Genomic DNA, 22186 nt, shown 5'->3' with positions numbered 1-22186 from the left:
CACATGAATGAATACCCAAACCAACTCTCTGCCGCAATCACATGGCTGCGTTTCCCACTTATCTTCATGGTAATCACGCTTCATGGTTATTCTGTAGTACAGCTGCCAGGCAATCATAGCACTTTCTTCCATTCTGTTTATCCCTTTGCATTGTGGTTTGGTGAGACTGGCGTGCCAGTTTTTTTCTTTATCTCCGGTTTTTTGTTTTTTCTAAGTCATAAGACGTATTTAGAGAAAATAAAGGCTCGCTGTCATTCACTACTTATTCCATACATATTGTGGAATGCGTTGCTATTGTTTGCCTATATCGTAGCCTTCGTAGTAGGAAATCCACAGGATATCAACGGAAAGAACATGTCAGATTTCATGTGGACGGACTATCTTCGGTTATTCTGGGATCGAGGCTCATACGATAATGGAAACTTTGTTCCCTTACTATGTCCATTTTGGTATATCCGAAATCTACTTATTCTCTCACTTATCTCTCCAATGATATATATCATGAATCGCTACCTTCGGGAATGTTACCTTTTAGCGGTAATTATCTGGTGGATACTGACTCCCCATAATGCATTTATCCCACAGAGCATTCTTTTCTTCTCTTTAGGAGCCTTTTTCTCTATTCAAGATAAGAATCCACTTTCTTTGTTCATTCAGCACAAGACTTTATTCATCAGCCTATGCCTTCTACTAGCTGGTGCTGACATCATCACACATACGGCTTTTCCAACGGCCATCAACCTTCAAATTCATCGTTTTGCACTCATTGCCAACATCCCTGCATTATTTCTTTTGGCATATCATTTCACAGCAAAGAGTACCCTATCTTCTGTTGCATCATACCTATCAAACTCAGCATTTATCGTTTTTAGTATCCACTATCCTATCGTTGTTGTGTTACGTAAAGGTTGTATTCAACTATTTTCAAGCTCAAGTGATTTCATCCAGATAATACTATACTTTGTATGCATTATTATAACCACACTTATAAGCCTTCTCTTCTATCAGGTATTACCAACAAAAATTAAAAATATATTATCAGGTAACCGCGCATGAGAAAGAATAAAGTCATATTGTTAATTATGACTCTTGTGCTTATCTGCATAGGGTTGGCGATTCCTGCATACAACTATTATGCTCCTACCTCAGAACGTTCAGCTTATACCTGTCAACAACATCAGGATGACACATTACGTCTGGCAATGATTGGTGATAGCTGGATATTCTACCACTATCCATACAATGATACGCTAGCTTCCATGATCAAACAAAAGACCAAGAAGCCTGCTATAGTATCTGCTTATGGGCTTTGCGGAAAGACGAGTAATGAGGTGTATCAAAGTATCTTTGAAGACCAAACAATGAAAAACATACTGGAACAAGGAGCTGACTATTGTTTCGTGTCTGTCGGCATCAATGACACTTATAAAAAAATGGGGGCTAAGTACTACGCACAGAGTTCAATCAACATCCTCCGATTTCTTTTAAAAAATAACATCAAGCCCATTCTACTCGAGATACCTAACTACGACATTAACTATGCCTATGAGCACCAAACAGCAAACAGAAAACTTGTGCGTCAACTATCCATGCTTCTCACTCGTTCTGAACTAGATTGTCGACAAGAGTATCGTCAAGTACTTACCCAGGAATTAGTAAAAACAGGTATAGGAGAGCAAATACAAATTATCCTTTTTCATGATACACAAGAATACTATAAATCAGATAGAATGCATCTGAATGAAAAAGGTTATCACATACTCGATTCATGCATAGTTAACGATATTCATCCGTAATTCAAATTTCGCAACAAATTCGAAACTAGTATGTCTCGAGTGTCACGAGATTTTAACCTTTTCCTATAGAAATACATTTGGCTCGAGGTGAATAGTTTCCTTATAGAAAGGTAGTATTTCTCGATACACTCGAATCACAAATATAATATATACTTTAGTATATATTATATTTGAAGTTTCATGCAAAGAAAGATAAAAATTAGCCCATTTTGACATTCAACTTACTTTTGATGAGTAATCAACTTAGAAAATTAATTTTTCAACCTGTTTTTGAGTCAAAATCAAGTTATTTTTTGAGAAACTCACAAATGTGACTACATGTCGCAAAAATCAGGACAAAAACTTATAATCGATACATATGACAGAACTTCTCTCCCTCACGGAAGCCTTCCTCGTAGAGACGTTCCAACTTTGCGACATCGCCACAAGTTCTACCAACTTCCATCCTACGCTGCGGACGGATGACGAGTATTTCCCCCCAACGCTCCATACGCTCCACCATCTCCAACTGCTCATTGTAAGCCTCAACACGATGACTCAGGGCTTCACGCAGATGCGGATACTCCTTATATATAAAAGAAGGTATGTTGACATCGCGCTCAGTGGAACGATAACCCTTGTTGCGCGTCATGATAACGACATTAAACGGATGGCCCTGGCTGGTGGCACGAAGCACAGGAATAGAGTCGATGATACCACCGTCAAGCATGGGAATGCCATCGACCATCGTAATCTGGGCGACGTAAGGCAGTGAACTGCTGGCTTTGGCTATAGCCGTGATACGACGAGCGTCATGTTTCTCACTAAGATACTCAGCCTGTCCTGTAAGACAGTTGGTGGTGACCATCTCAAAAGGGGCAGGATTGGCAGCGTAAGCCTTATAGTCGAAAGGAACGATTTCAGCAGGAAAACGCTCATAGAGGATATTGGGATCGAAGATGCAGCCCTGGACTAGCAGATTCTTTAGCGAGATATAGCCATATTTGCGCAACATGTCAATATTGGAATAACGCGCACGGCGAGGTTGGCGACTCATATACGAGAGGCCGTTGCAAGCACCTGCCGAGACCGCCACCACATAAGGGAAATAGAGCTCATATTTCATGAAGGCATCAAGCACCCCACTGGTAAACACGCCACGCATGCCACCACCCTCAAGAACCAGTCCTGTATGTCTGTCAAGACGCTGAATCATCACTATTAAAGTTTTTTATGCTGCAAAATTAATATTTTTCCATAAAAAATGCGTAATTTTGCAACGTTTTTAAACTTTGGACTTAATTTTCTTATCAAAATGTTTGAAAAAGAGACTTATATCAGACGCCGTGCACAGCTAAAGAAGCTGGTAGGAAACGGTGTGGTGGTACTCTTCGGTAATAACGAGTCGCCCGCCAATTATCCTGCCAACGGCTATGCACCTTTCCGTCAGGACTCTTCGTTCCTGTACTATTTCGGTCAGCACAGAGACGGACTGGTAGGTGTTATCGACATAGACAACGACGAGGAATGGCTCCTTGGCGACGATATCGATGTAGAAGATATCGTATGGATGGGTTACACGCCCAGTGTGGCAGATTTGGCCGCAGAGGTTGGTGTCAGCAAGACAGCCCCCATGGCACAGTTAAAGGTTCTTTGCGACAAGGCAAACGGACGTGCTATCCATTTTCTGCCGCCATACCGTTTCGATACCAAGATACAGATTATGGACTTGTTGGGCATTCACCCATCACTGCAGAAAGAAAAGGCCTCACTTGCTCTGATAAAGGCTGTGGTGAAGATGCGTGCTACGAAGGAGCCACAGGAGATAGAGGCTATTGAGAAAGCTTGTGACGTAGGCTATGCCATGCATACCACTGCACAACTGCTGATCAAGCCAGGTGTGACCGAGCGCTTCATCGGCGGACAAGTAGATGGCATTGCCCGCAGTCTGGCACAAGGCGTCAGCTTCGCCACCATCTTCAGTCAGCATGGTGAGATTATGCACGGCAACCCATCTGACGCTCCCCTGGAGGACGGACGATTAGTGCTGTGCGATGCCGGTTGTGAACTGAATGACTACTGCTCTGACAATACACGTACGATGCCTGTCAATGGCAAGTTCACACAGCGCCAGCTGGAAATCTATTCTATCGTAGAGGCTTGTCACGACTACGTACTGGAGGTGGCTAAGCCTGGCGTGAAATACGCAGACGTACACTTCGCCGTATGCCGTCTGATGACCGACCGGTTGAAGGAACTGGGACTGATGAAGGGTGACACGGAAGAAGCCGTACGTGCTGGTGCCCACGCCATGTTCCTGCCTCACGGACTGGGACATATGATGGGTATGGACGTACACGATATGGAAGGACTGGGCCAGATATACGTAGGTTTCGACGAGGAGACACGCCCCAATCTGGAGCAGTTTGGTACCAACTGCCTGCGCATGGGACGCAAACTGGAACCAGGCTTCGTTGTAACTGATGAACCTGGAATCTACTTCATCCCCCACCTCATCGATCTTTGGAAGAAAGAAGGACACTGCAAGGAGTTCCTCAACTTCGACCTGCTGGAGACCTACAAGGACTTTGGCGGTATCCGCATTGAGGATGACCTGCTGATTACAGAGGACGGTTGCCGCTTCATGGGCAGCAAGCGCATCCCCTATCACCCACAAGAACTGGAAGACTTTATGAAAAACAATTAATTATTAAACACCAAAAAATGAAGAAAGTTTTATCACTCGCACTGATCAGCCTCATGGCTGCTGGTGCACAGGCTCAGGAGGCCGAGAAGAAGGCCAGCAACAAGCCTGTATTCACAACCATTAAGGAGAATCCAATTACAAGCATCAAGGACCAGAACCGCAGCGGTACCTGCTGGGACTACAGCACCATCTCATTCTTCGAGGCTGAGATTCTGAAGGCTACAGGCAAGACATACGACCTCTGCGAGTCATTCGTTGCCAACAAGACCTATATGGAACGTGCTACACAGGTGGTTCGCTTCCATGGCGACTGTCAGTTCTCTCAGGGCGGTAGCGCCGAAGACGTGCTGGCTACGATGAAGAAACACGGTATCGTACCCGAGGGCACCATGCCTTTCCCCGGTTCGCTGTATGGCGACTCACTGAACAACTTCAATGAGTTCTTCTCTCTGATGGAGCCTTATGTGGCTGCTATCGCCAAGAGCTCAGCCAAGAAGATCAGTGGTCAGTGGAAGGTTGGTCTGCAGGGTATCCTCGACGCCTACCTGGGTAAGTGTCCCGAGGAGTTCACCTACGAGGGCAAGAAATACACCCCACAGACTTTCGTGAAGAGCCTGGGCATCAATCTGGACGACTACGTCAGCATCACCAGTTATACCCACCACCCCTTCTATAGCGCATTCGCAGTAGAGGTGCAGGACAACTGGCGCTTCCCCCTGTCATACAACCTGCCTATGGACGAGATGATGAAGGTTATCGACAATGCCATTGAGAAGGGTTACACCGTAGCATGGGGCGGCGACGTGAGCGAGGATGGTTTCACACGTCAGGGTCTGGCCTACGCCATCGACACCAAGAAGACCGAGAGTCTGCAGGGTAGCGATATGGCAAAATGGCTGAAGATGACAGCTGCCAAGAAAAAGAACCTCATCGACTCTCTGGGCTGCAACGTGCCTGAGATTACACCTACACAGGAGCTGCGCCAGGAGCGTTTCGACAACTGGGAGCTGACCGACGACCACGGCATGCTGATCTACGGTGTGGCTAAGGACCAGAACGGCAAGGAGTACTACATGGTGAAGAACTCATGGGGTGAGACTGGCGAATACAAGGGTATCTGGTATATGACCAAGACCTTCATCGCAGCCAACACAATGGACTTCCTCGTCAACAAGAACGCTATCCCCAAGGATATCCGCAAGAAACTGGGAATCTAAGGAACCCCATCATATAACTACAAATGAAAAGGCCCTGCTTCACAGCAGAGCCTTTTCTTATATTAACCTTAATTAAAATTACTATAAACAGATTTCTTATGAATTCAATAATACCGCTGTACGCACGCGACTCAATGTCTCTGGCGTCATCTGCAGATAGCTGGCAATATATACCAAGGGAGCACGCAACACCAGCTGCGGACTGCTCTTCACCAGTTTCTGATAACGGTCCTGAGCACTCTCGAAGCGCAACATATCTGCATGCTGCTGACTGATAATCAGCGACTCCTCCAGAATCTTACGATACAGAATCTGAATGTTCACGCTACGCATAGCCACAGCCTCAAGTTCTTTCTTTGGCATCGCATATACGATGGTTGGCTCGAGCGCATGGATGATCTGCGAAGAGGGCTTTTCCTTAAACAGACTCTCGATACTCATCACGATGGTGTTCTCGGTAGCCATATACTCCGTCAGTTCCTTACCGTTCTTGAAGTAATACTGTCGCACCAAACCCTTGACTACCCAGTAAATATATTCACATGTTTCACCTTCGCCCAGAATCTTTTCGTTCTTGGCAAACTTCATGGGCACGAGCACGCTCTCAAGGATATCGAGCTCCTCGTGTGTCATTGTACTATATCTGCGGGCCAGTTCGCGGGCCACATCGCGCGGGGTTAAACTTAGGTTTGGCATAATTTATACGTATTTATAACGTTAGTAGAAAAATAAATTCTTAATCAAGTTTCAACACAGCAAGGAAGGCTTTCTGTGGCACCTCCACATTACCAATCTGCTTCATGCGCTTCTTGCCTCGCTTCTGTTTCTCCAGCAGTTTACGCTTACGACTCACGTCACCACCATAACACTTGGCCAGCACGTCCTTACGCACCTGCTTCACCGTTTCGCGAGCAATAATCTTTGCGCCGATAGCAGCCTGGATAGCAATATCAAACTGCTGACGCGGAATCAGTTCCTTCAACTTCTCACACATCCTGCGGCCAAAGGTCACGGCATTGTCCTGATGGGTCAGCGTAGACAAAGCATCCACAGGTTCGCCATTGAGCAGAATATCCAGTTTGACAAGCTTTGAGGGACGGAACGAATCGATATGATAGTCGAACGAAGCATAGCCCTTAGAGATACTCTTCAGCTTATCATAGAAGTCAATCACGATTTCACCCAGCGGCAACATGAAATGCAGTTCCACACGGTTTCCGCTGACATACTGCTGGTCTAGGAGTTCGCCACGCTTATCCAGGCAGAGCGTCATGATAGGTCCGATAAAGTCGGCTGCCGTAATGATTGATGCACGGATATAAGGTTCCTCGATATGGTCTATCATCGTCTGATCAGGCAGACCAGAGGGGTTGTGCACCTCTTTCACCTCCCCCTGCTTCGTATAACACATATACGATACGTTGGGCACGGTGGTAATCACATCCATATCGAACTCACGATCCAGACGCTCCTGCACAATTTCCATGTGGAGCAATCCGAGGAAACCGCAACGGAAACCGAAGCCCAGAGCCACAGAAGACTCGGGCTGGAAGGTGAGTGAGGCATCGTTGAGCTGCAGTTTCTCTAATGACGCACGCAGGTTCTCATAGTCGGCCGGATCAATAGGATAGACACCAGCGAAGACCATAGGCTTCACTTCCTGGAATCCCTCAATCGCCTTTTCGCACGGACGGTCTATATGGGTAATGGTATCACCCACCTTTACCTCCTTTGAGTTCTTGATACCGCTGATAATATAACCTACGTCGCCAGTACGCAGTTCCTTACGGGGAATCATGTCCATCTTCAGGACACCCACCTCGTCGGCCTCATATTCCATACCGGTATTAAAGAACTTCACCTTGTCGCCCTTACGGATGACACCATTATTTACCTTGAAGTAAGCAATAATACCACGGAAGGAATTGAATACAGAGTCGAAAATCAATGCCTGAAGCGGAGCCTCCTCATCGCCCACGGGATGAGGGATACGATCCACCACGGCATTCAGTATGTCGTCAACACCCTCGCCCGTCTTTCCTGATGCACGGATGATATCCTCAGGGTCGCACCCAATCAGATCTACGATTTCATCCTCCACCTCGTCGGGCATAGCGCTGGGCATGTCAATCTTGTTGATAACAGGAATAATCTCCAGATTGTTATCAATAGCCATATATAGATTTGAGATGGTCTGAGCCTGTACACCCTGTGTAGCATCGACCACCAGCAGAGCACCCTCACAGGCAGCGATACTTCTTGATACCTCGTACGAGAAGTCCACATGGCCCGGAGTGTCAATCAAATTCAGGATATATTTCTCGCCATCCTTCTCATACTCCATCTGGATAGCGTGACTTTTAATTGTAATACCTCTCTCGCGTTCCAAATCCATATCATCAAGCATCTGACCCTCAGTCACTTGAATGGTTTTGGTACGTTCCAACAATCTATCAGCAAGCGTTGACTTGCCGTGATCAATATGTGCTATTATACAGAAATTTCTGATATTCTTCATTAACGTATACGTGTCTTTTCGATGCAAAGTTAATAAAAAGAACGGAAATAAAACACCTATTATAGTTTTTTTTCGTATCTTTGCCACAAAAATAACAATTTGACACCATTTATGAAGAAAATTTTACTCTTTACAACAGTATTTCTCCTGCTGACCGCTTGTCAGGAATCATTGGAGGAAAAGGCTGCTCGTGAGGCACGTGAAGTAACGGAATCAAAATGCCCCATGCCGATAGGTGATAACATGTATCTTGACAGTATCGTGTTTGACATCCCCACCCTCACCCAGACACAGTATTTCCGTTTCACAGGCAATAGCGACAACGACAGTACGGTAGAGAATATCGTCAGCAACAACGACTTAAAAGGCACTCTGGTTAAGGAACTTAAGAACACGCCGTCCTACAAAGCCCTGATGAACAAAGGCATCAGCTTCCGCTATATTTACGGCTCTACAGCCGAACCGGAGAAGACCTACATAGACATCACAGTCAAAAAAGAGGACTATCAATAACGACACGAAAAAAGGGAACCGACTTGGTTCCCTTTCATTTTGCGGAGAGTGAGGGATTCAAACCCCCGATACCCATAAGGGTATACCGGATTTCGAGTCCAGCGCGATCGATCACTCTGCCAACTCTCCGAATTTTCACTTCATACGAGTTCTGTTTTCCTCTCGCTTTTTGCGGATGCAAAGGTACGAAGTTTCAACGAAACCTCCAAATTTATTCAAAGGAAAGTTTCGCCAATCTGCTTTTTAGCTGTTCGGCTTCACTTTTACGGATGCTCAGGCAAATCTGACAGGTATTATCGTATGTCTGACTGACGATACGAGGATTCATATCCTTGACGATTCGCATCACGTCGTTCATCAGCGGATAGGCAAAGGAATAAGTAACCAGTTCCTCCACCTGACGCGTCACTACCTCTGCATGGGCTATCGCATCGGCAGTCGCCTCACGGTAGGCAATAATCAGTCCGCTGGTACCCAGGTTCACGCCACCATAGTAGCGTACCACAACAACCAGGATGTCTGTCAGTTCGTTGGAGTTTATCTGACCCAGAATGGGTTTTCCGGCAGTTGACGACGGTTCCCCATCATCATTCGCACGGAACTCCTCACGCTCAGGCCCCAACATATAGGCATAGCACACATGGCGCGCATCATAGTATTTCTTACGATACTGCGCAATAATCTCCTTTACCTCCTCGACCGTCTCAACATGATGTGCAAAAGCGAGGAATTTACTCCGTTTCTCAGAGTAAAATCCCTCGCTTGTTGTTGCTATCGTCTTGAATTCGTCTGTCATTCTTTCCTGTTATAACGTAATAACGTTATTAGGACAATTTATGAATCACCAGTCCAGAGCGCAGTTTTGGCTCAAACCAGGTTGCCTTTGGAGGCATAATCTTACCGCTGTCGGCAATATCCATGATTTGCTGCATAGAGACAGGATAGAGCGCCAGGGCAGCACGCATCTCACCATTATCCACACGACGCTTCAGTTCACCCAGTCCGCGCAGCCCCCCGACGAAGTCGATACGCTTTGAAGAGCGCAGGTCGCCGATGTTCAGGATCTCATCAAGAATCAGACGACTAGAGATGTCCACGTCGAGCACACCGATAGGGTCATTATTATCATAGGTACCCTCCTTAGCCTTCAAACTGTACCAGTGCTCATCCAGATAGAGTGAGAACTCATGGAGCTGGGCGGGCTTATAGATTTCCGTACCCTTATCCTCAACGATGAAATTCTTGTCCAACGCCTTCAGGAACTCCTCCGAACTGAGACCGTTCAGGTCTTTCACCACGCGGTTATAATCCAGGATGGTGAGCTGTGAAGCCTGGAAACATACAGCCATGAAGTAGTTGTACTCCTCCTTACCCGTGTGATTGGGGTTCTGCTTCTGTTTCTCGGCACCAACCAAGGCAGCAGCTGCTGAACGGTGGTGACCATCTGCGATATAGAGAGAAGGCATCTTGGCAAACTCGTCGGTGATGGTCTGCATATCAGCCTTATCGCTAATCACCCAGAACTGATGACGGAAACCGTCGATAGGAGCAATGAAGTCATAGATGGGCTCTGTCTTCGCATAGCGCATAATCAGCGCATCGAGCGTGCTGTTATCAGGATATGCAAAGAATACGGGCTCAATATTGGCATTGTTCACACGGACATGCTTCATGCGGTCTTCCTCCTTGTCGCGACGTGTCAGCTCGTGCTTCTTGATACGTCCCTGCATATAGTCGTCAACCAAAGCACCTACCACCAGACCATACTGCGTCTTACCGTTCATGGTCTGTGCGTAGATATAATAGTGGTCGTCCTCATCCTGTACCAGCCAGCCTTTGTCCTGGAACATCTGGAAGTTCTCAGCAGCCTTCTCATAGACGCGAGGATCATATTCCGATGTACCCACAGGGAAATCAATCTCAGGCTTAATGATATGATACAGACTTTTCTCGTTGTCGCCAGCCTCAGCACGGGCTTCCTCAGAATCCAGTACGTCATAAGGACGGCTCTCTACTTGTTCTACAAGTTCTTTTGGTGGACGAATGCCACGAAATGGTTTTACTGTTGCCATAGGTTTATTACTGATGTTTTATTAACAGAGCGCAAAGGTAATCAAAAATTTCGAGAACACGAAAAGAAAATGCCTATTTCTTTCCTTTATTGATAATGTATATTCCAGCTGTGGTCAATGTGGCCGCAACGGCATACTTCCACTGGAATTCCTCGGCCAGACACAGACAGGAGGTCACAGCCCCCACCACAGGGATGAGCGAGTTCCAGATGGCAATCTTTCCCACAGGATTACACGTCAGCAACTTGTTGTAGAGCGTAAAACCTATCGTAGAGATAGCTATCAGCATCAGCAGATAGAAGAGTCCCAGCAGGGTGACATGCGGAAGGGTACCACCAAGTATCAGACCAGGTACCACCAGCAAGGCGCCTCCGACACCCAGACTATAGCCCGTACCTACAAACACATCCACGCGCTTGTTGACACCCCTTGTCATCAGTCCTGCGAAGGCGCCGCAGAGCGCATTCAGGATAATCATACCGTCGCCAAGGAAAGTAAACGATCCACTCCCCTCGCCTCCCAAGTTCAGCGAAAGGATACCGCCAAAACCGATGGCACAACCCACCATCTTGCGAAACGTCAGTTTATCACTTTTAAAAAAGGCGCAGGCCAGGAGCACCAGCACAAACACACTCAAGGAGTTCAGAATAGCCGCACGACTGCCCTGACTATGGGACAGACCGATGTAGAAAGCTGCATAATGCAATGTGGTGTTCAGAAGCGTGAAGGCCAACAGAAACAAACTGCTGGTCAGCACGCTGTCCCTTGCCTCCTCCTTATAACTAAAGGAGCGATGAGTCAGTTTGGCAATAGAGAGGATGATAACACCTGAGATAAAGAAGCGGATGCCAGCAAACAGCATCTTGCTGCCCGTCATATCAGCCGTAATCTCAAACTCATCGAAACCCAGTTTGATAAACGGATAGGCCCATCCCCACAGAAACGCTGCAGTGAAGGCAAAGAGTGCAGCCCACAGAGGACGCTGAAAAATTGTCTGTTTCGACATGTTTTATCTATCTGAAGCGTCGTGTTTAGGCGTCAGCAAAAGTCTTTCCGTCGCTCAGCGTAATCTGAAGTTTGGTATACTCTGAATGAAAATCATTCTTCAGACGATCCAGATAGCGGGCACACTCCCATTTGCACATAGGCAGGTCGTGCAACAGGTAGTTGCCACAAGCCTCAGGGCGGGTTGCCGGTACTTCATCCTGAGTCAGAATCCACTCCAGACACTCCATGGTCAACTGACGCATATCCTGCACACCATAATGACCTGTCATAATGATGTACATACCAGTTAAGCAGCCCATAGGACCAACATATACCACATCTTCCTTAACATGAGAATTACGAAACCATGTTGCCATCAGATGCTCAATACTATGTATGGCAGCAGGAGCTACTGCCGGCTCCTTATTGGGTTCTGTGATACGTAGGTCGTAGGTTGTAAACCCCTTATCCACACGCGACACATAGATACCCGGCTTCAGATGGGTATGATCAATTGTAAAACTCTGAATTACTTCCATTGTTGTTTAGTTTTATCTATAAATAAGTATCGGCGGCAAAGTTACAAAGAAAAATTGGAAAAGTGTTCAATGGAATCAGCCAAATCAGCTGTATTTCCAAGATTTAATAACTTTGTAATATAAATCCTATTCTTTTTTCGGAAATAATCAGTATCTTTGCCCATGGAAATTCAGAAGAATCATGAAGATACTTGTTGTGGACGATGAGCAGGATATCTGCGAGATACTGCAATATAACCTCGAGAACGAAGGGTTTGAGGTAGCTACTGCCTGTTCTGCAGAGGAGGCACTAACACTACCTCTACAGGATTTTTCGCTTATTCTGCTGGATGTTATGATGGGAGAAATGTCCGGGTTTCAGATGACGCGCCTGCTCAAAGCCAATCCTGCTACGGCACAGATTCCCATTATCTTCATTACGGCTCTGGATAGTGAGGATCAGTTGGAAAAGGGACTGAATATCGGTGCCGACGACTATATTGTTAAGCCGCTGGGAATGAAGGAGGTGAAGGCCAGGGTTAAGGCTGTGCTCAGACGTACTCAGTTGCAGCAAACGGTTCCGGCTGCTGCAGAAAATACTGTTGCTTACGAAGGAATCATGGTTGATTTGAATGCCAAGACGGTGATATGCGACGGGAAGGAACTGGAATTCACAAAACTGGAATTTGAACTGTTGTCTTTCTTTCTACAACATCCCAACACGGTGTTCTCTCGAGAAGACTTACTGAAGTATTGCTGGCCGCAGGATGTGCTGGTGCTCGACCGTACGGTAGATGTGAACATCACCAGATTACGTAAGAAGATAGGTCATTACGGTAAACAGATAAAAACACGTGTGGGCTATGGCTACTGCTTTGAAAAGTAAATCCTTTCAGCGTAATTTGCTGTTGAGCATCGGCGGTGTGTTCTTGCTCTTTGCTATTTGTTTTAGCGTATATCAGTATAAGCGCGAGAAGGAGTATAAGATTGATATTCTTCATTCTCGATTGCAGATGTACAACTACGAAATGGTGCAGACGGTTGGCAAGGATAGTATGAGCTGTAGCCGACGGTTTCGCGACTATGTCGTGCATCATCAGATGGAGGGACTGCGAGTGTCGGTGATCGACAAGGAAGGACGGGTCATCTTTGACAGTTATGATACGGATGTGGAAGCATTGGGGAACCATCTGCAGCGTACGGAGATTCAGCAGGCTTTGCGAGAAGGTAGTGGCTATGATATCAAACGCATGTCGCAATCTACCCATGAGACCTACTTCTATTCTGCCACACGCTTTGGCGACGTGATTGTACGTGCTGCCGTGCCGTATTCTGCAGAACTTACGCGCTCACTGCAGGCAGACAACACTTACATTTACTACTCTGGTGTTCTCACCTTGCTACTTGGCATTGTGCTCTACTATATCACTCACCGCATCAGTCGCCATATAGGTTACTTACGCGAATTTGCCGTAAAGGCCGAGGAAGGCCAGGAACTCGATCATGAATTAGAACGCAGACTGCCTGATGACGAATTGGGAGATATTAGTCACACTATCATTATGTTATACTGGAAACTACGGCATTCTGAAGAAGACAAGGTCCGTATCAAGCGACAACTTACACAGAATGCTGCTCATGAACTAAAGACACCTGCTGCCAGCATTCATGGTTATTTAGAGAGCATCATCGATAATCCCGACATGCCTGATGATAAGAAAAAACATTTCCTGGAACGTTGCTATGCTCAAAGCGAACGCATGAACAAGCTTCTGTTGGATATGAGTGTCCTCACCAAACTCGACGAGATTGACGATGGCTCATCTAATATTCGGCACGAATACCGTCAGGTTGACGTGTTGCAGATTATCAACAATGTGACAGACGACACTGACTTGCAATTACAGAATAAAGGCATCAAACTTGAACTCCACCTACTAGAACATATAGAGGTGCTGGGTGATTCAAGCTTACTCTATAGCATTTTCAGAAATCTGATAGACAATACTATTTCCTATGCCAGCGGGGCTACCCGACTGATCATCGCCTGCCGGGAAATTGAAACGGAAGGACGGCACTTCTTTGAGTTTCAGGTAAGCGACAACGGTCTTGGTGTTGAGGCAAAGCACCGTGAACATCTGTTTGAACGTTTCTACCGTGTGGACAAGGGACGTTCACGCAAGTTGGGGGGCACAGGCCTGGGGCTTGCCATCGTCAAGAATGCAGTATTGGCTCACGGCGGACAAGTTGAGGCACTTGCGACTCCTGGTGGTGGACTCACCATCAGGTTCACCCTGGCACGTTTTCTTGTCGTAGACGCCAAATAGCCAACGCCCCATCAAGCCATCCCATTGACAGGACCGTCGCCAAAGTCATTACTCAGTCCCTTTCCAGCCTGAACAACGTTCATCACGTAGTCACCAAGCTTCTCGCACTCTGAGATGAAATCAACGTAGAACACGCCGAGCTGATAATCGTAAAGTCCAGCATTCACATCATGCAGATTCTGGTTTTTCAGCTGTGTGCGGTAGTTGTTGATTTCGTGCTCGATGTTGAGCGACACTTTGACACCATTTTTGGTGGTGGGTAGGTCTATGCGTTTAAGCATCTCGGTCAGGGCAGCATCTACCAGTTGCAGCATCGTCATCATGTGCTGCATCTGATCGGCAGTAAAGCTCTCCTGACAATGCATACGATGGCGATTCAGCGTACGACCGAGGTTATAAACCGAGTCACCGATAGACTCCAGTTCCGAGATCTGGCGAAGCATCTTCTGTATCTGCGTTTTCGACGCATCCGACAGGCGTCCTTCGCTCACCTTGTTCAGATAGCTGGCAATCTCCATCTCCATCGAGTCGGTGATGTTCTCGTATTTCTCGATACGAGCAAAGAGCTTATTAAACTCCATTTCGTCTTTCGTTTCAAGAAGCGTGGGCACAAAACCGGCCATGCGCTGGCAGCGCTCAGCGAAACTGTGAATCTCCTTCTGGGCCTCCATGATGCTGAGCTCAGCTGTAGAGAGCAGGCCACCACTGATGAAGCGCAGGCGATAGTCTTCGTCCTGGGCCTTCATAGGCAGCACACGACACACGAGCATCTCTATCTGCTTCACAAAACCGATGAGCAACAGGGTGTTGATGATATTGAAAGCGGTGTGGAAGGCGGAGAGTTTAAAGAGGTCGTTGCCGCCTCCCAAACAGTTCTCTACTACCCAACTAACGGCATCGCAGGCGGGATAGAACACAATGAGGAACACCACCACACCAAACACGTTGAAGAACATGTGTGCCAGGGCAGCACGACGGGCTTGTGTGTTGGCTGTCAGCGAAGCCATAAACGCCGTGATGGTGGTACCGATGTTTTGTCCCATAGCCAGTGCGGCTGCTTGTTCGAATCCGAAACCAGGGATGTTCATACCAAAAAGCATCAGGGTGATAGCCATCGTGGCGGCAGAAGCCTGTACAATCATCGTCACCAGAGCTCCTACGATAACGAAGAGGATAATGGTAAAGAACGAGTCTTGCGGCACGTGGGCCAGCATACCTGCCACCATATCGCCAATGTTCATCTCTGTGGCTGCATCTTGCAGAAATGAAAGTCCCATAAAGAGGAACGAGAAACCAAAGATGAACTCACCAATGCTCTTGCGGTTACCCTTGCCGCTGAATATCAATGGCATACCGATAGCCAACAAGGGGATAGCAAAGGCAGCGATGTTCACCTTAAAGCCAACAGCTGATATAATCCATGCTGTAACTGTTGTTCCGATGTTTGCACCCATGATGACGCCAATAGACTGCGCAAGCGTCATCAACCCTGCATTCACAAAACTTACAACCATCACGGTTGTGGCACTCGACGACTGGATGAGTGCCGTAATCAGGATACCTGTCAGCACGCCCATCACACGATTCTTCGTCATAGCAGCCAATATGCTGCGCAGACGATCGCCAGCAAACTTTTCAAGGCCCTCCGACATTGTCTTCATTCCGAAGAGGAACAATGCTAGCGAGCCCACAAGCGAGAAAATGTTGATAATCAATTCCATTTTTTTTATAATTTTGCTGCAAAGATATTACAATCTTATTACGCTGTTGTTACGCTCATGTTACAATCCTGTTACAAACGTCGATGTAACCTATCTATCACACGAATGAAATGTTTTTGTAACATGCCCAGTTTACTTTTGCAATGTCAATCACTAACGGTTGGCTAAATCATTTATGAATAAAGAAAAAGCAAAAAGAATTCAGAGAATCTTTAATTGGGTGAGATTTGTCATCCTAGTGTTGTTTCTCACATTTATTTTCATCGGATTATCATAACGACCTTTTAATTAAAGATGAATACATTATTTCTTGGAATAGTTATATTCCTTATTGTGCTGGCAGTTTTTGACCTAGTAGTCGGAGTCAGCAATGATGCAGTAAACTTCCTTAATTCGGCTATTGGAGCGAAGGTGGCACGCTACAGGACCATCGTGACAATAGCATCCATCGGTGTGTTTGCAGGGGCGGCACTAAGCAACGGCATGATGGACGTGGCGCGACACGGCATCATGACGCCACAGTATTTCTCGTTCTACGACGTGATGTGTGTATTCCTGGCTGTAATGGTTACCGACGTGGTACTGCTCGACGTGTTCAATACGCTCGGTATGCCGACATCCACCACCGTCTCAATGGTGTTCGAACTGCTGGGCGGAGCCTTTGCTATCGCCTTGTTACAGATATTCCACGGAGCAACGGCAACAGACGGCACGTTACTCTCATTAGGAGACCTGCTGAATACGGAGAAAGCCATTTCTGTCATACTTAGCATTTTCCTTAGTGTTGCCATTGCGTTTGTCCTCGGCATGCTGGTACAGTGGGTGGCACGCATCGTTTTCAGTTTTACCTATCGCGTGAACGGCCGAACAACGGACCAGAAGGGCAAGATGGGGAGTCTGCTTACTTCGTCGTTAAAGATTGGTATCTTCGGCGGACTGTCGGTGACTGTCATCGTCTGGTTTCTGCTCATCAACGGACTGAAGAATAGCAGTCTGATGACGCCAGAGATGAAGGCACTCATCAGCGAGAACACATGGCTGATTATCGGTGGTGGCATTGCTGTATTCTCGGTGCTGATGACATTGCTTAGTGCCATGAAACTGCCTGTGCTGAAGTGCGTCGTGCTATTTGGCACGTTTGCTTTGGCAATGGCGTTTGCGGGCAACGATCTCGTGAACTTCGTGGGTGTGCCGTTGACGGGGCTTGAGGCTTATCAGGACTATATAGCTCACGGAAGCGCTGATGCTCAGGGATTCATGATGAAGAGCCTGATGGAAGGAGCCCGCACACCGGCTATCTATCTCATCGCGGCTGGTGTGGTGATGGTGCTCGCACTGGTCTTCTCGAAAAAAGCACAGAATGTGGTGAAGACGTCGGTCGACCTCTCGCGTCAGGACGAGGGCGATGAGATGTTCGGTTCGAGTGGCGTGGCACGTACGTTGGTTCGCACGTCGAGAAGTATAGCTAGCGGCCTGACTGCATTAGTGCCGAGTGGTGTGTCACGCTGGATTGACTCTCGTTTTAATGCTGATGTCGCGATATTGAAGCAAGGAGCTGCTTTCGATGAGATTCGAGCAGCTGTCAATCTGGTGCTTGCAGGAGCATTGGTGGCATTGGGTACATCGCTTAAACTGCCGCTATCTACTACATACGTCACCTTTATGGTGGCTATGGGAACTTCACTTGCCGACCGTGCATGGGGGCGCGAAAGTGCTGTATTCCGTATTACCGGCGTGCTATCGGTCATCGGTGGATGGTTCATCACGGCTGGTGTGGCGTTCATGTTGTGCTTCCTTGTCTGCATCACCCTATTCTTTGGATCGTTTGTGGCAATGGCCGTTGCCATAGCTATGGCCATTTTCTTGCTTATTCGAAGCCACCTGCGCTACGGGAAAAGTAACAAGACCAGTGAGGCCGACGAACTGTTTGATCGGATTGTTCATAGTAGTGATAAAGCTGAATGTTGGATACTGCTTCGACAACATGTGACACTAACCATTATGAACCAACTACAGTTGATCGCAGAGACTTACAAATCGTTGACCGATGCATTCTTTTATGAGGATTACCGCACGCTAAAGCGTAACACAGTGATAATCGAAAAACAACGCAAGGATATAAAACGCCAGCGTCGCAAACAGATTATAGCCCAACGGCGAATAGACCCTGTGTTGAGTATAGAGAAGGGCACATGGTACTTTCTAACCATCAACTCTTTAGCGCAAATGGTATATGGTTTGAAGCGTATGGGCGAGCCATGTTTAGAGCATGTAGGCAATAACTTTAGTCCTGTGCCAAGCAAATATTTCCAAGAGTTCATACAGATGCGCAATGAGATAATACAACTCATCAATCGGGCCTGCCAAGCCGAAACAATGGCGTTGATACGTGGTGATGCAGATAAACTACAATCACAGCTTTCCGATTATCGACGAACTATCATTCACGACATTCAAGCCAAGCAACTCAATATTGAAAGCATGACGGTATTTCTGAATCTAGTCCAGGAGTCGCAACAGATTCTCAGTGCCCTGCGCCATACCATGAGAGGATTAAACAAGTTTGAGGAATAGTTTGTCTTTGTAGCGGCTTTATGCTCTAGTCTCATGTTTGTTGTTAATCTGATAAATACTTTACTCGAATAGCCTTCGGAAGTTTCGATGCTATGAGTTGATAGGATTCTTTAATCAACCCCTCTACTATTGCTTCGTCCATCTCTTCGTAATAAACGTCGCTCCAGTGCGTCTTGTTCCAATGATAGGCTGGTCTAACGGCAGAGAATTGTTCTCTAAGTTCGATATTCCTGTCTGGAGATAACTTCAAGGCGATTCTTGATTCTCCGTCCTTCATATCATATCTGCCACCGCCTAACCATAGGCAGACAAATATCTTTCCTTCCAAGCGAAAGTTAAGGATGTCTTCACCAAACGCCTGGTCTTCGGTCACTCCTGGAAGTGACAACGTGTACTCTCTGACCAATTCAATATTCATACCCAATCAAAGTTGACTTCTCCGGCACCAATCTGCTCTTCCAGTATCTTGACTGCATCATCAGCCAAAGGTTCGTTTTTGTATGCCCTTACACTATGCCGGGCTTCAATAGCTTCTTGTAGTGTCATTGTTATATTCTTTAAAAATCAGATTCTTCCTTTCATTTCTTGATTGAGCCACAAAGTTAAAGAAAAATCTGCAAAGTTACACATTTTTCGCAAAAAAATGTGCTGAATGTACAATCTTTTTAAATCTTAATCTTACATATCTACCATAACACATGTTTTGTCTCTTTGGGGGTGAAAATGACTTTTCATAAGTCAATTTGGTGAGTTTTTTCCTGTTTTTTACTTTCAAAATTTGTTAAAACACAATTATTCTTGCCTGTCTGCTCATATTTTTAGCAAAACTTGTTTTTTTCTGCTAAAAAAACGTTATCTTTGTATCCTATAATATAATAATGTGTCACATGGAAGGTAAAGACTTAAACCGACTAAAAGTAGTGCTTGCAGAGAAGGGAGGAACCGCTAGACTACCGAGTGTCTCGTGGAGGGTACCAGCGCACCAATAAGTGGTTAGCAGAGCAGATAGGTGTTGCCCAAGCCACGGTTTCCAAATGGTGTACCAACAGCGCACAGCCCAACTTGGAAAATCTGATGGAGGTAGCCAAATGTTTCGAAGTTAACGTCAATGAACTTCCGCGCATGTAACATAGAACGAACACAGGTCGATGCAAGCTGATGCCTTCGAAGATGGCTCGGAGTAGGTTCGTAGATGAAACCATACTCTAGGCTGCGTAGCCTTACCCTTGAGTGTGCTTACAGTATGGCAAGGGCAAAGAAGGAGAGACGGATGATGTGATACAGAACGGAATAAATGCGTTATACGAAATATGGACAAAGAGAACAAACTGATACTGTACAAGGATGATGAAGGCAGGGTGAGTGTGAATACTCGTTTTGCTGATGAGGATGTGTGGCTGACACAGGAGCAGCTTGCTACGATTTACCAGACTACTCAGGAGAATGTTTCCATGCATATCACCAACATCTATACAGATAAAGAACTCGACAAAGAGGGAACTTATAAGAAATTCTTATTAGTTCGCCAAGAGGGTAAAAGGCATGTGCGTCGAAACATCGACCATTACAATCTTGATGTAATCATAGCTTTGGGCTATCGTGTTCAGTCGCCCATTGCCGTACGCTTCCGCCGCTGGGCTACACAGCGGTTGCATGAATATATCCAGAAGGGGTTCACGATGGACGATGAGCGACTGAAGCAAGGGGGCAACCGATACTTCAAAGAGCTTTTGCAGCGCATCCGCGACATTCGCAGCAGCGAACGCAACTTCTATCAGCAGGTGACGGACATCTATGCCACATCGACTGACTACGACCCTCGTGCAAAAATGACGAAGCAGTTTTTTGCTACGGTTCAGAATAAGATGCACTATGCCGTACATGAGCATACGGCAGCAGAGCTGATTTATGAGCGTGTGGATAATGAGAAACCTTTTGTTGGCATGACCAACTTCAAGGGCAACTATGTGACGCGAGATGATGTAAAAATAGCCAAAAACTACCTGTCGGAATTGGAGTTGCAGCGATTGAACCTACTTACCTCTCAGTTCCTCGACTATGCCGAGTTTCAGGCATTGGAACAGAATCCTATGACGATGGCCGACTGGATTGCTGCCCTTGATGACCAGATATTGCGATTAAGAAAAAATATCTTAGAGGGGAATGGCACCGTGTCGCATCAAGAAGCCATTGAGAAGGCAGAACGTGAGTTTGAGATATATCGTGAGCGCGAGATGCGTATGTTGGAGAGTGATTTCGATAAGGCCGTGAAGCGGTTGAAAAATCTTAATGAAGATTCGGATGGAGATGATCCTGTTAAGTGTTAAAATAAATTTGGCATATGATAGATAAGAACGAAATTACCTGTCGGTTGCAGGAATGGATCGATCAGATGGAGGGAAACGGTAAGCACGTGAACCTGGATGACATAAACCGCCATCTGGGTGAAATCATGCATGCACAGAATGCTGCTCCAAAGCCGGATTTCAATGGATTCTCATCAGAGCAGATGCACCAGATGCTTAACAGACCGTTAGAAGTGGGGTGTCCAGTACAACTGCGTCGATTAACCGATGAACAGATGGAGCGGATTCCCGTCATGAGACAGGCGCTGCACCTGATGAATGAGTTGAGCGAAAAGGAATTGAAACTCACGGCACATGGGTATATACCTCCAAAGACGGTTGCCGAGCTCTACGAATTAGGAAGTCATAGTTGGAGCACTGACTGGTATAAACAGAAGAGTGAACCTAAGACAGAAGAAGTGCAGGTACTCAGGGTCGTGTTGAAGGAGTGCGGACTCATCAAGACTCGTATTGGGAAGTTGTCACTAACGGCCAAGGGTAAGCAATTACTTGCTGACCATAATGAGTTGATGCGGACGATGATCCAGTTCCTTTTTAGGAATTACAACACTGGCTGGCTTGATTTGTATGAAGACAACGAAGTGGGTAATTTAGGACGACTGTATTCTTTATGGCTTCTGCATCACTATGGCGTGGATTGGCGCGACACAAGATTCTATGCTGATGAGTATAGCAGAGCTTTCCCAATGCTAAATGCTGGTCATGGGTATGAATATAGAGTATTCAACCGCCTGTTCCGTTTTATTGGCCTCTGTGAGATAAACGAAAGCGATGAATTCAAGGGGAAGAACTGGGGTAAAGAAGTCCGTAAGACGGAATTACTTGACATGATGTTTGCCTTTGAAAAAAAATAATTGTTATTTTTGTGGCATAAAATAATCAGCAGACTTT

At 46.3% G+C, this 22186-nt stretch carries 20 protein-coding genes, 1 tRNA gene and 1 pseudogene; 11 read left to right on the top strand and 11 right to left on the bottom strand.

Translation table 11 applies throughout. The annotated features are described in order from the left end of the window. The first annotated feature begins 3 nt into the window (after positions 1 to 3). The gene (locus L6466_RS05885; protein ID WP_237803488.1) at positions 4 to 1056 is read left to right on the top strand and encodes an acyltransferase family protein; all 1053 of its coding nucleotides are present in this window, start codon (positions 4 to 6) and stop codon (positions 1054 to 1056) included. Further along, positions 1053 to 1796, top strand: coding sequence for an SGNH/GDSL hydrolase family protein (locus L6466_RS05880; RefSeq protein ID WP_237803489.1), 744 nt, complete (start codon positions 1053 to 1055; stop codon positions 1794 to 1796). Before L6466_RS05885 ends, L6466_RS05880 begins: the two co-directional genes overlap by 4 nt. A gap of 343 nt (positions 1797 to 2139) precedes the next feature. Here the strand turns inward: L6466_RS05880 and L6466_RS05875 are convergent, their stop codons facing one another. Next, a complete protein-coding gene (locus L6466_RS05875) occupies positions 2140 to 2991 on the bottom strand; it encodes a patatin-like phospholipase family protein (RefSeq protein ID WP_237803490.1) in 852 nt (283 codons plus the stop codon). 99 nt (positions 2992 to 3090) lie between these two features. Between L6466_RS05875 and L6466_RS05870 the strand changes: the two genes are divergently transcribed. Next, positions 3091 to 4482 (top strand): aminopeptidase P family protein, encoded by a 1392-nt coding sequence (locus L6466_RS05870; protein ID WP_237803491.1) that lies wholly within the window; start codon positions 3091 to 3093, stop codon positions 4480 to 4482. A gap of 17 nt (positions 4483 to 4499) precedes the next feature. Then, complete coding sequence (locus tag L6466_RS05865) at positions 4500 to 5699, top strand: C1 family peptidase (protein ID WP_237803492.1); 1200 nt, start codon at positions 4500 to 4502, stop codon at positions 5697 to 5699. Between the two features lie 96 nt (positions 5700 to 5795). Here the strand turns inward: L6466_RS05865 and L6466_RS05860 are convergent, their stop codons facing one another. Next, the gene (locus L6466_RS05860) at positions 5796 to 6395 is read right to left on the bottom strand and encodes a Crp/Fnr family transcriptional regulator (RefSeq protein ID WP_091819030.1); all 600 of its coding nucleotides are present in this window, start codon (positions 6393 to 6395) and stop codon (positions 5796 to 5798) included. 40 nt (positions 6396 to 6435) lie between these two features. Beyond that, positions 6436 to 8217 carry a translation elongation factor 4 gene (gene lepA, locus L6466_RS05855; RefSeq protein ID WP_091819029.1) on the bottom strand — a complete coding sequence of 594 codons (1782 nt, stop codon included), beginning with the start codon at positions 8215 to 8217 and terminating at the stop codon, positions 6436 to 6438. A 111-nt stretch (positions 8218 to 8328) separates the two neighbouring features. Between lepA and L6466_RS05850 the strand changes: the two genes are divergently transcribed. Further along, on the top strand, positions 8329 to 8730 hold the full coding sequence (locus L6466_RS05850; protein ID WP_091819028.1) for a DUF8479 domain-containing protein: 402 nt from the start codon (positions 8329 to 8331) through the stop codon (positions 8728 to 8730). Between the two features lie 42 nt (positions 8731 to 8772). Here L6466_RS05850 and L6466_RS05845 read toward each other — a convergent pair. The 5 genes from L6466_RS05845 to L6466_RS05825 all read right to left on the bottom strand — a co-directional run bounded on the left by L6466_RS05845 (position 8773) and on the right by L6466_RS05825 (position 12328). Then, a tRNA-Ser gene (locus L6466_RS05845) sits at positions 8773 to 8859 on the bottom strand. Positions 8860 to 8941: 82 nt separating this feature from the next. Beyond that, positions 8942 to 9526: an IMPACT family protein gene (locus tag L6466_RS05840; protein ID WP_091819027.1), complete on the bottom strand. Its 585-nt coding sequence runs from the start codon at positions 9524 to 9526 to the stop codon at positions 8942 to 8944. A 28-nt stretch (positions 9527 to 9554) separates the two neighbouring features. After that, entirely contained in the window at positions 9555 to 10802 is a 1248-nt protein-coding gene (locus L6466_RS05835; RefSeq protein ID WP_091819026.1) for a DUF1015 domain-containing protein, read from the bottom strand. 73 nt (positions 10803 to 10875) lie between these two features. Beyond that, on the bottom strand, positions 10876 to 11808 hold the full coding sequence (locus L6466_RS05830) for a DMT family transporter (RefSeq protein ID WP_237803493.1): 933 nt from the start codon (positions 11806 to 11808) through the stop codon (positions 10876 to 10878). Between the two features lie 25 nt (positions 11809 to 11833). After that, positions 11834 to 12328, bottom strand: a complete 495-nt coding sequence (locus L6466_RS05825) for an S-ribosylhomocysteine lyase (RefSeq protein ID WP_237803494.1) — start codon at positions 12326 to 12328, stop codon at positions 11834 to 11836. Between the two features lie 181 nt (positions 12329 to 12509). Here L6466_RS05825 and phoB point away from each other — a divergent pair, with 181 nt between their 5' ends. Beyond that, positions 12510 to 13193: a two-component system response regulator PhoB gene (phoB, locus tag L6466_RS05820; protein WP_237803495.1), complete on the top strand. Its 684-nt coding sequence runs from the start codon at positions 12510 to 12512 to the stop codon at positions 13191 to 13193. Further along, the gene (locus L6466_RS05815) at positions 13171 to 14634 is read left to right on the top strand and encodes a sensor histidine kinase (RefSeq protein ID WP_237803496.1); all 1464 of its coding nucleotides are present in this window, start codon (positions 13171 to 13173) and stop codon (positions 14632 to 14634) included. The genes phoB and L6466_RS05815 overlap by 23 nt, the downstream gene beginning before the upstream one ends. 11 nt (positions 14635 to 14645) lie before the next feature. Here L6466_RS05815 and L6466_RS05810 read toward each other — a convergent pair whose 3' ends face one another. Beyond that, entirely contained in the window at positions 14646 to 16355 is a 1710-nt protein-coding gene (locus tag L6466_RS05810) for a Na/Pi cotransporter family protein (RefSeq protein ID WP_237803497.1), read from the bottom strand. A gap of 294 nt (positions 16356 to 16649) precedes the next feature. Between L6466_RS05810 and L6466_RS05805 the strand changes: the two genes are divergently transcribed. Beyond that, a complete protein-coding gene (locus L6466_RS05805) occupies positions 16650 to 18929 on the top strand; it encodes an inorganic phosphate transporter (protein ID WP_237803498.1) in 2280 nt (759 codons plus the stop codon). A gap of 43 nt (positions 18930 to 18972) precedes the next feature. On the opposite strand, the gene L6466_RS05800 is transcribed toward L6466_RS05805, so the two are convergent. Both L6466_RS05800 and L6466_RS14235 read right to left on the bottom strand, forming a co-directional pair. Then, on the bottom strand, positions 18973 to 19347 hold the full coding sequence (locus L6466_RS05800; protein ID WP_091819019.1) for an MmcQ/YjbR family DNA-binding protein: 375 nt from the start codon (positions 19345 to 19347) through the stop codon (positions 18973 to 18975). Beyond that, on the bottom strand, positions 19344 to 19475 hold the full coding sequence (locus tag L6466_RS14235) for a nitroreductase family protein (protein ID WP_255380671.1): 132 nt from the start codon (positions 19473 to 19475) through the stop codon (positions 19344 to 19346). Before L6466_RS14235 ends, L6466_RS05800 begins: the two co-directional genes overlap by 4 nt. A gap of 341 nt (positions 19476 to 19816) precedes the next feature. On the opposite strand from L6466_RS14235, the pseudogene L6466_RS05795 reads away from it, so the two are divergent. From L6466_RS05795 to L6466_RS05785, 3 genes and pseudogenes are all read left to right on the top strand, one after another. Next, positions 19817 to 20057, top strand: a pseudogene (locus tag L6466_RS05795) (helix-turn-helix transcriptional regulator). Between the two features lie 182 nt (positions 20058 to 20239). Beyond that, entirely contained in the window at positions 20240 to 21256 is a 1017-nt protein-coding gene (locus L6466_RS05790) for a virulence RhuM family protein (RefSeq protein ID WP_091819017.1), read from the top strand. Between the two features lie 14 nt (positions 21257 to 21270). After that, complete coding sequence (locus tag L6466_RS05785; RefSeq protein ID WP_237793036.1) at positions 21271 to 22149, top strand: hypothetical protein; 879 nt, start codon at positions 21271 to 21273, stop codon at positions 22147 to 22149. Positions 22150 to 22186 lie beyond the last annotated feature (37 nt).

This window comes from Prevotella communis, assembly GCF_022024175.1.
GTDB lineage: Bacteria > Bacteroidota > Bacteroidia > Bacteroidales > Bacteroidaceae > Prevotella > Prevotella communis.
This window is presented reverse-complemented; position numbering and strand designations above follow the sequence as displayed.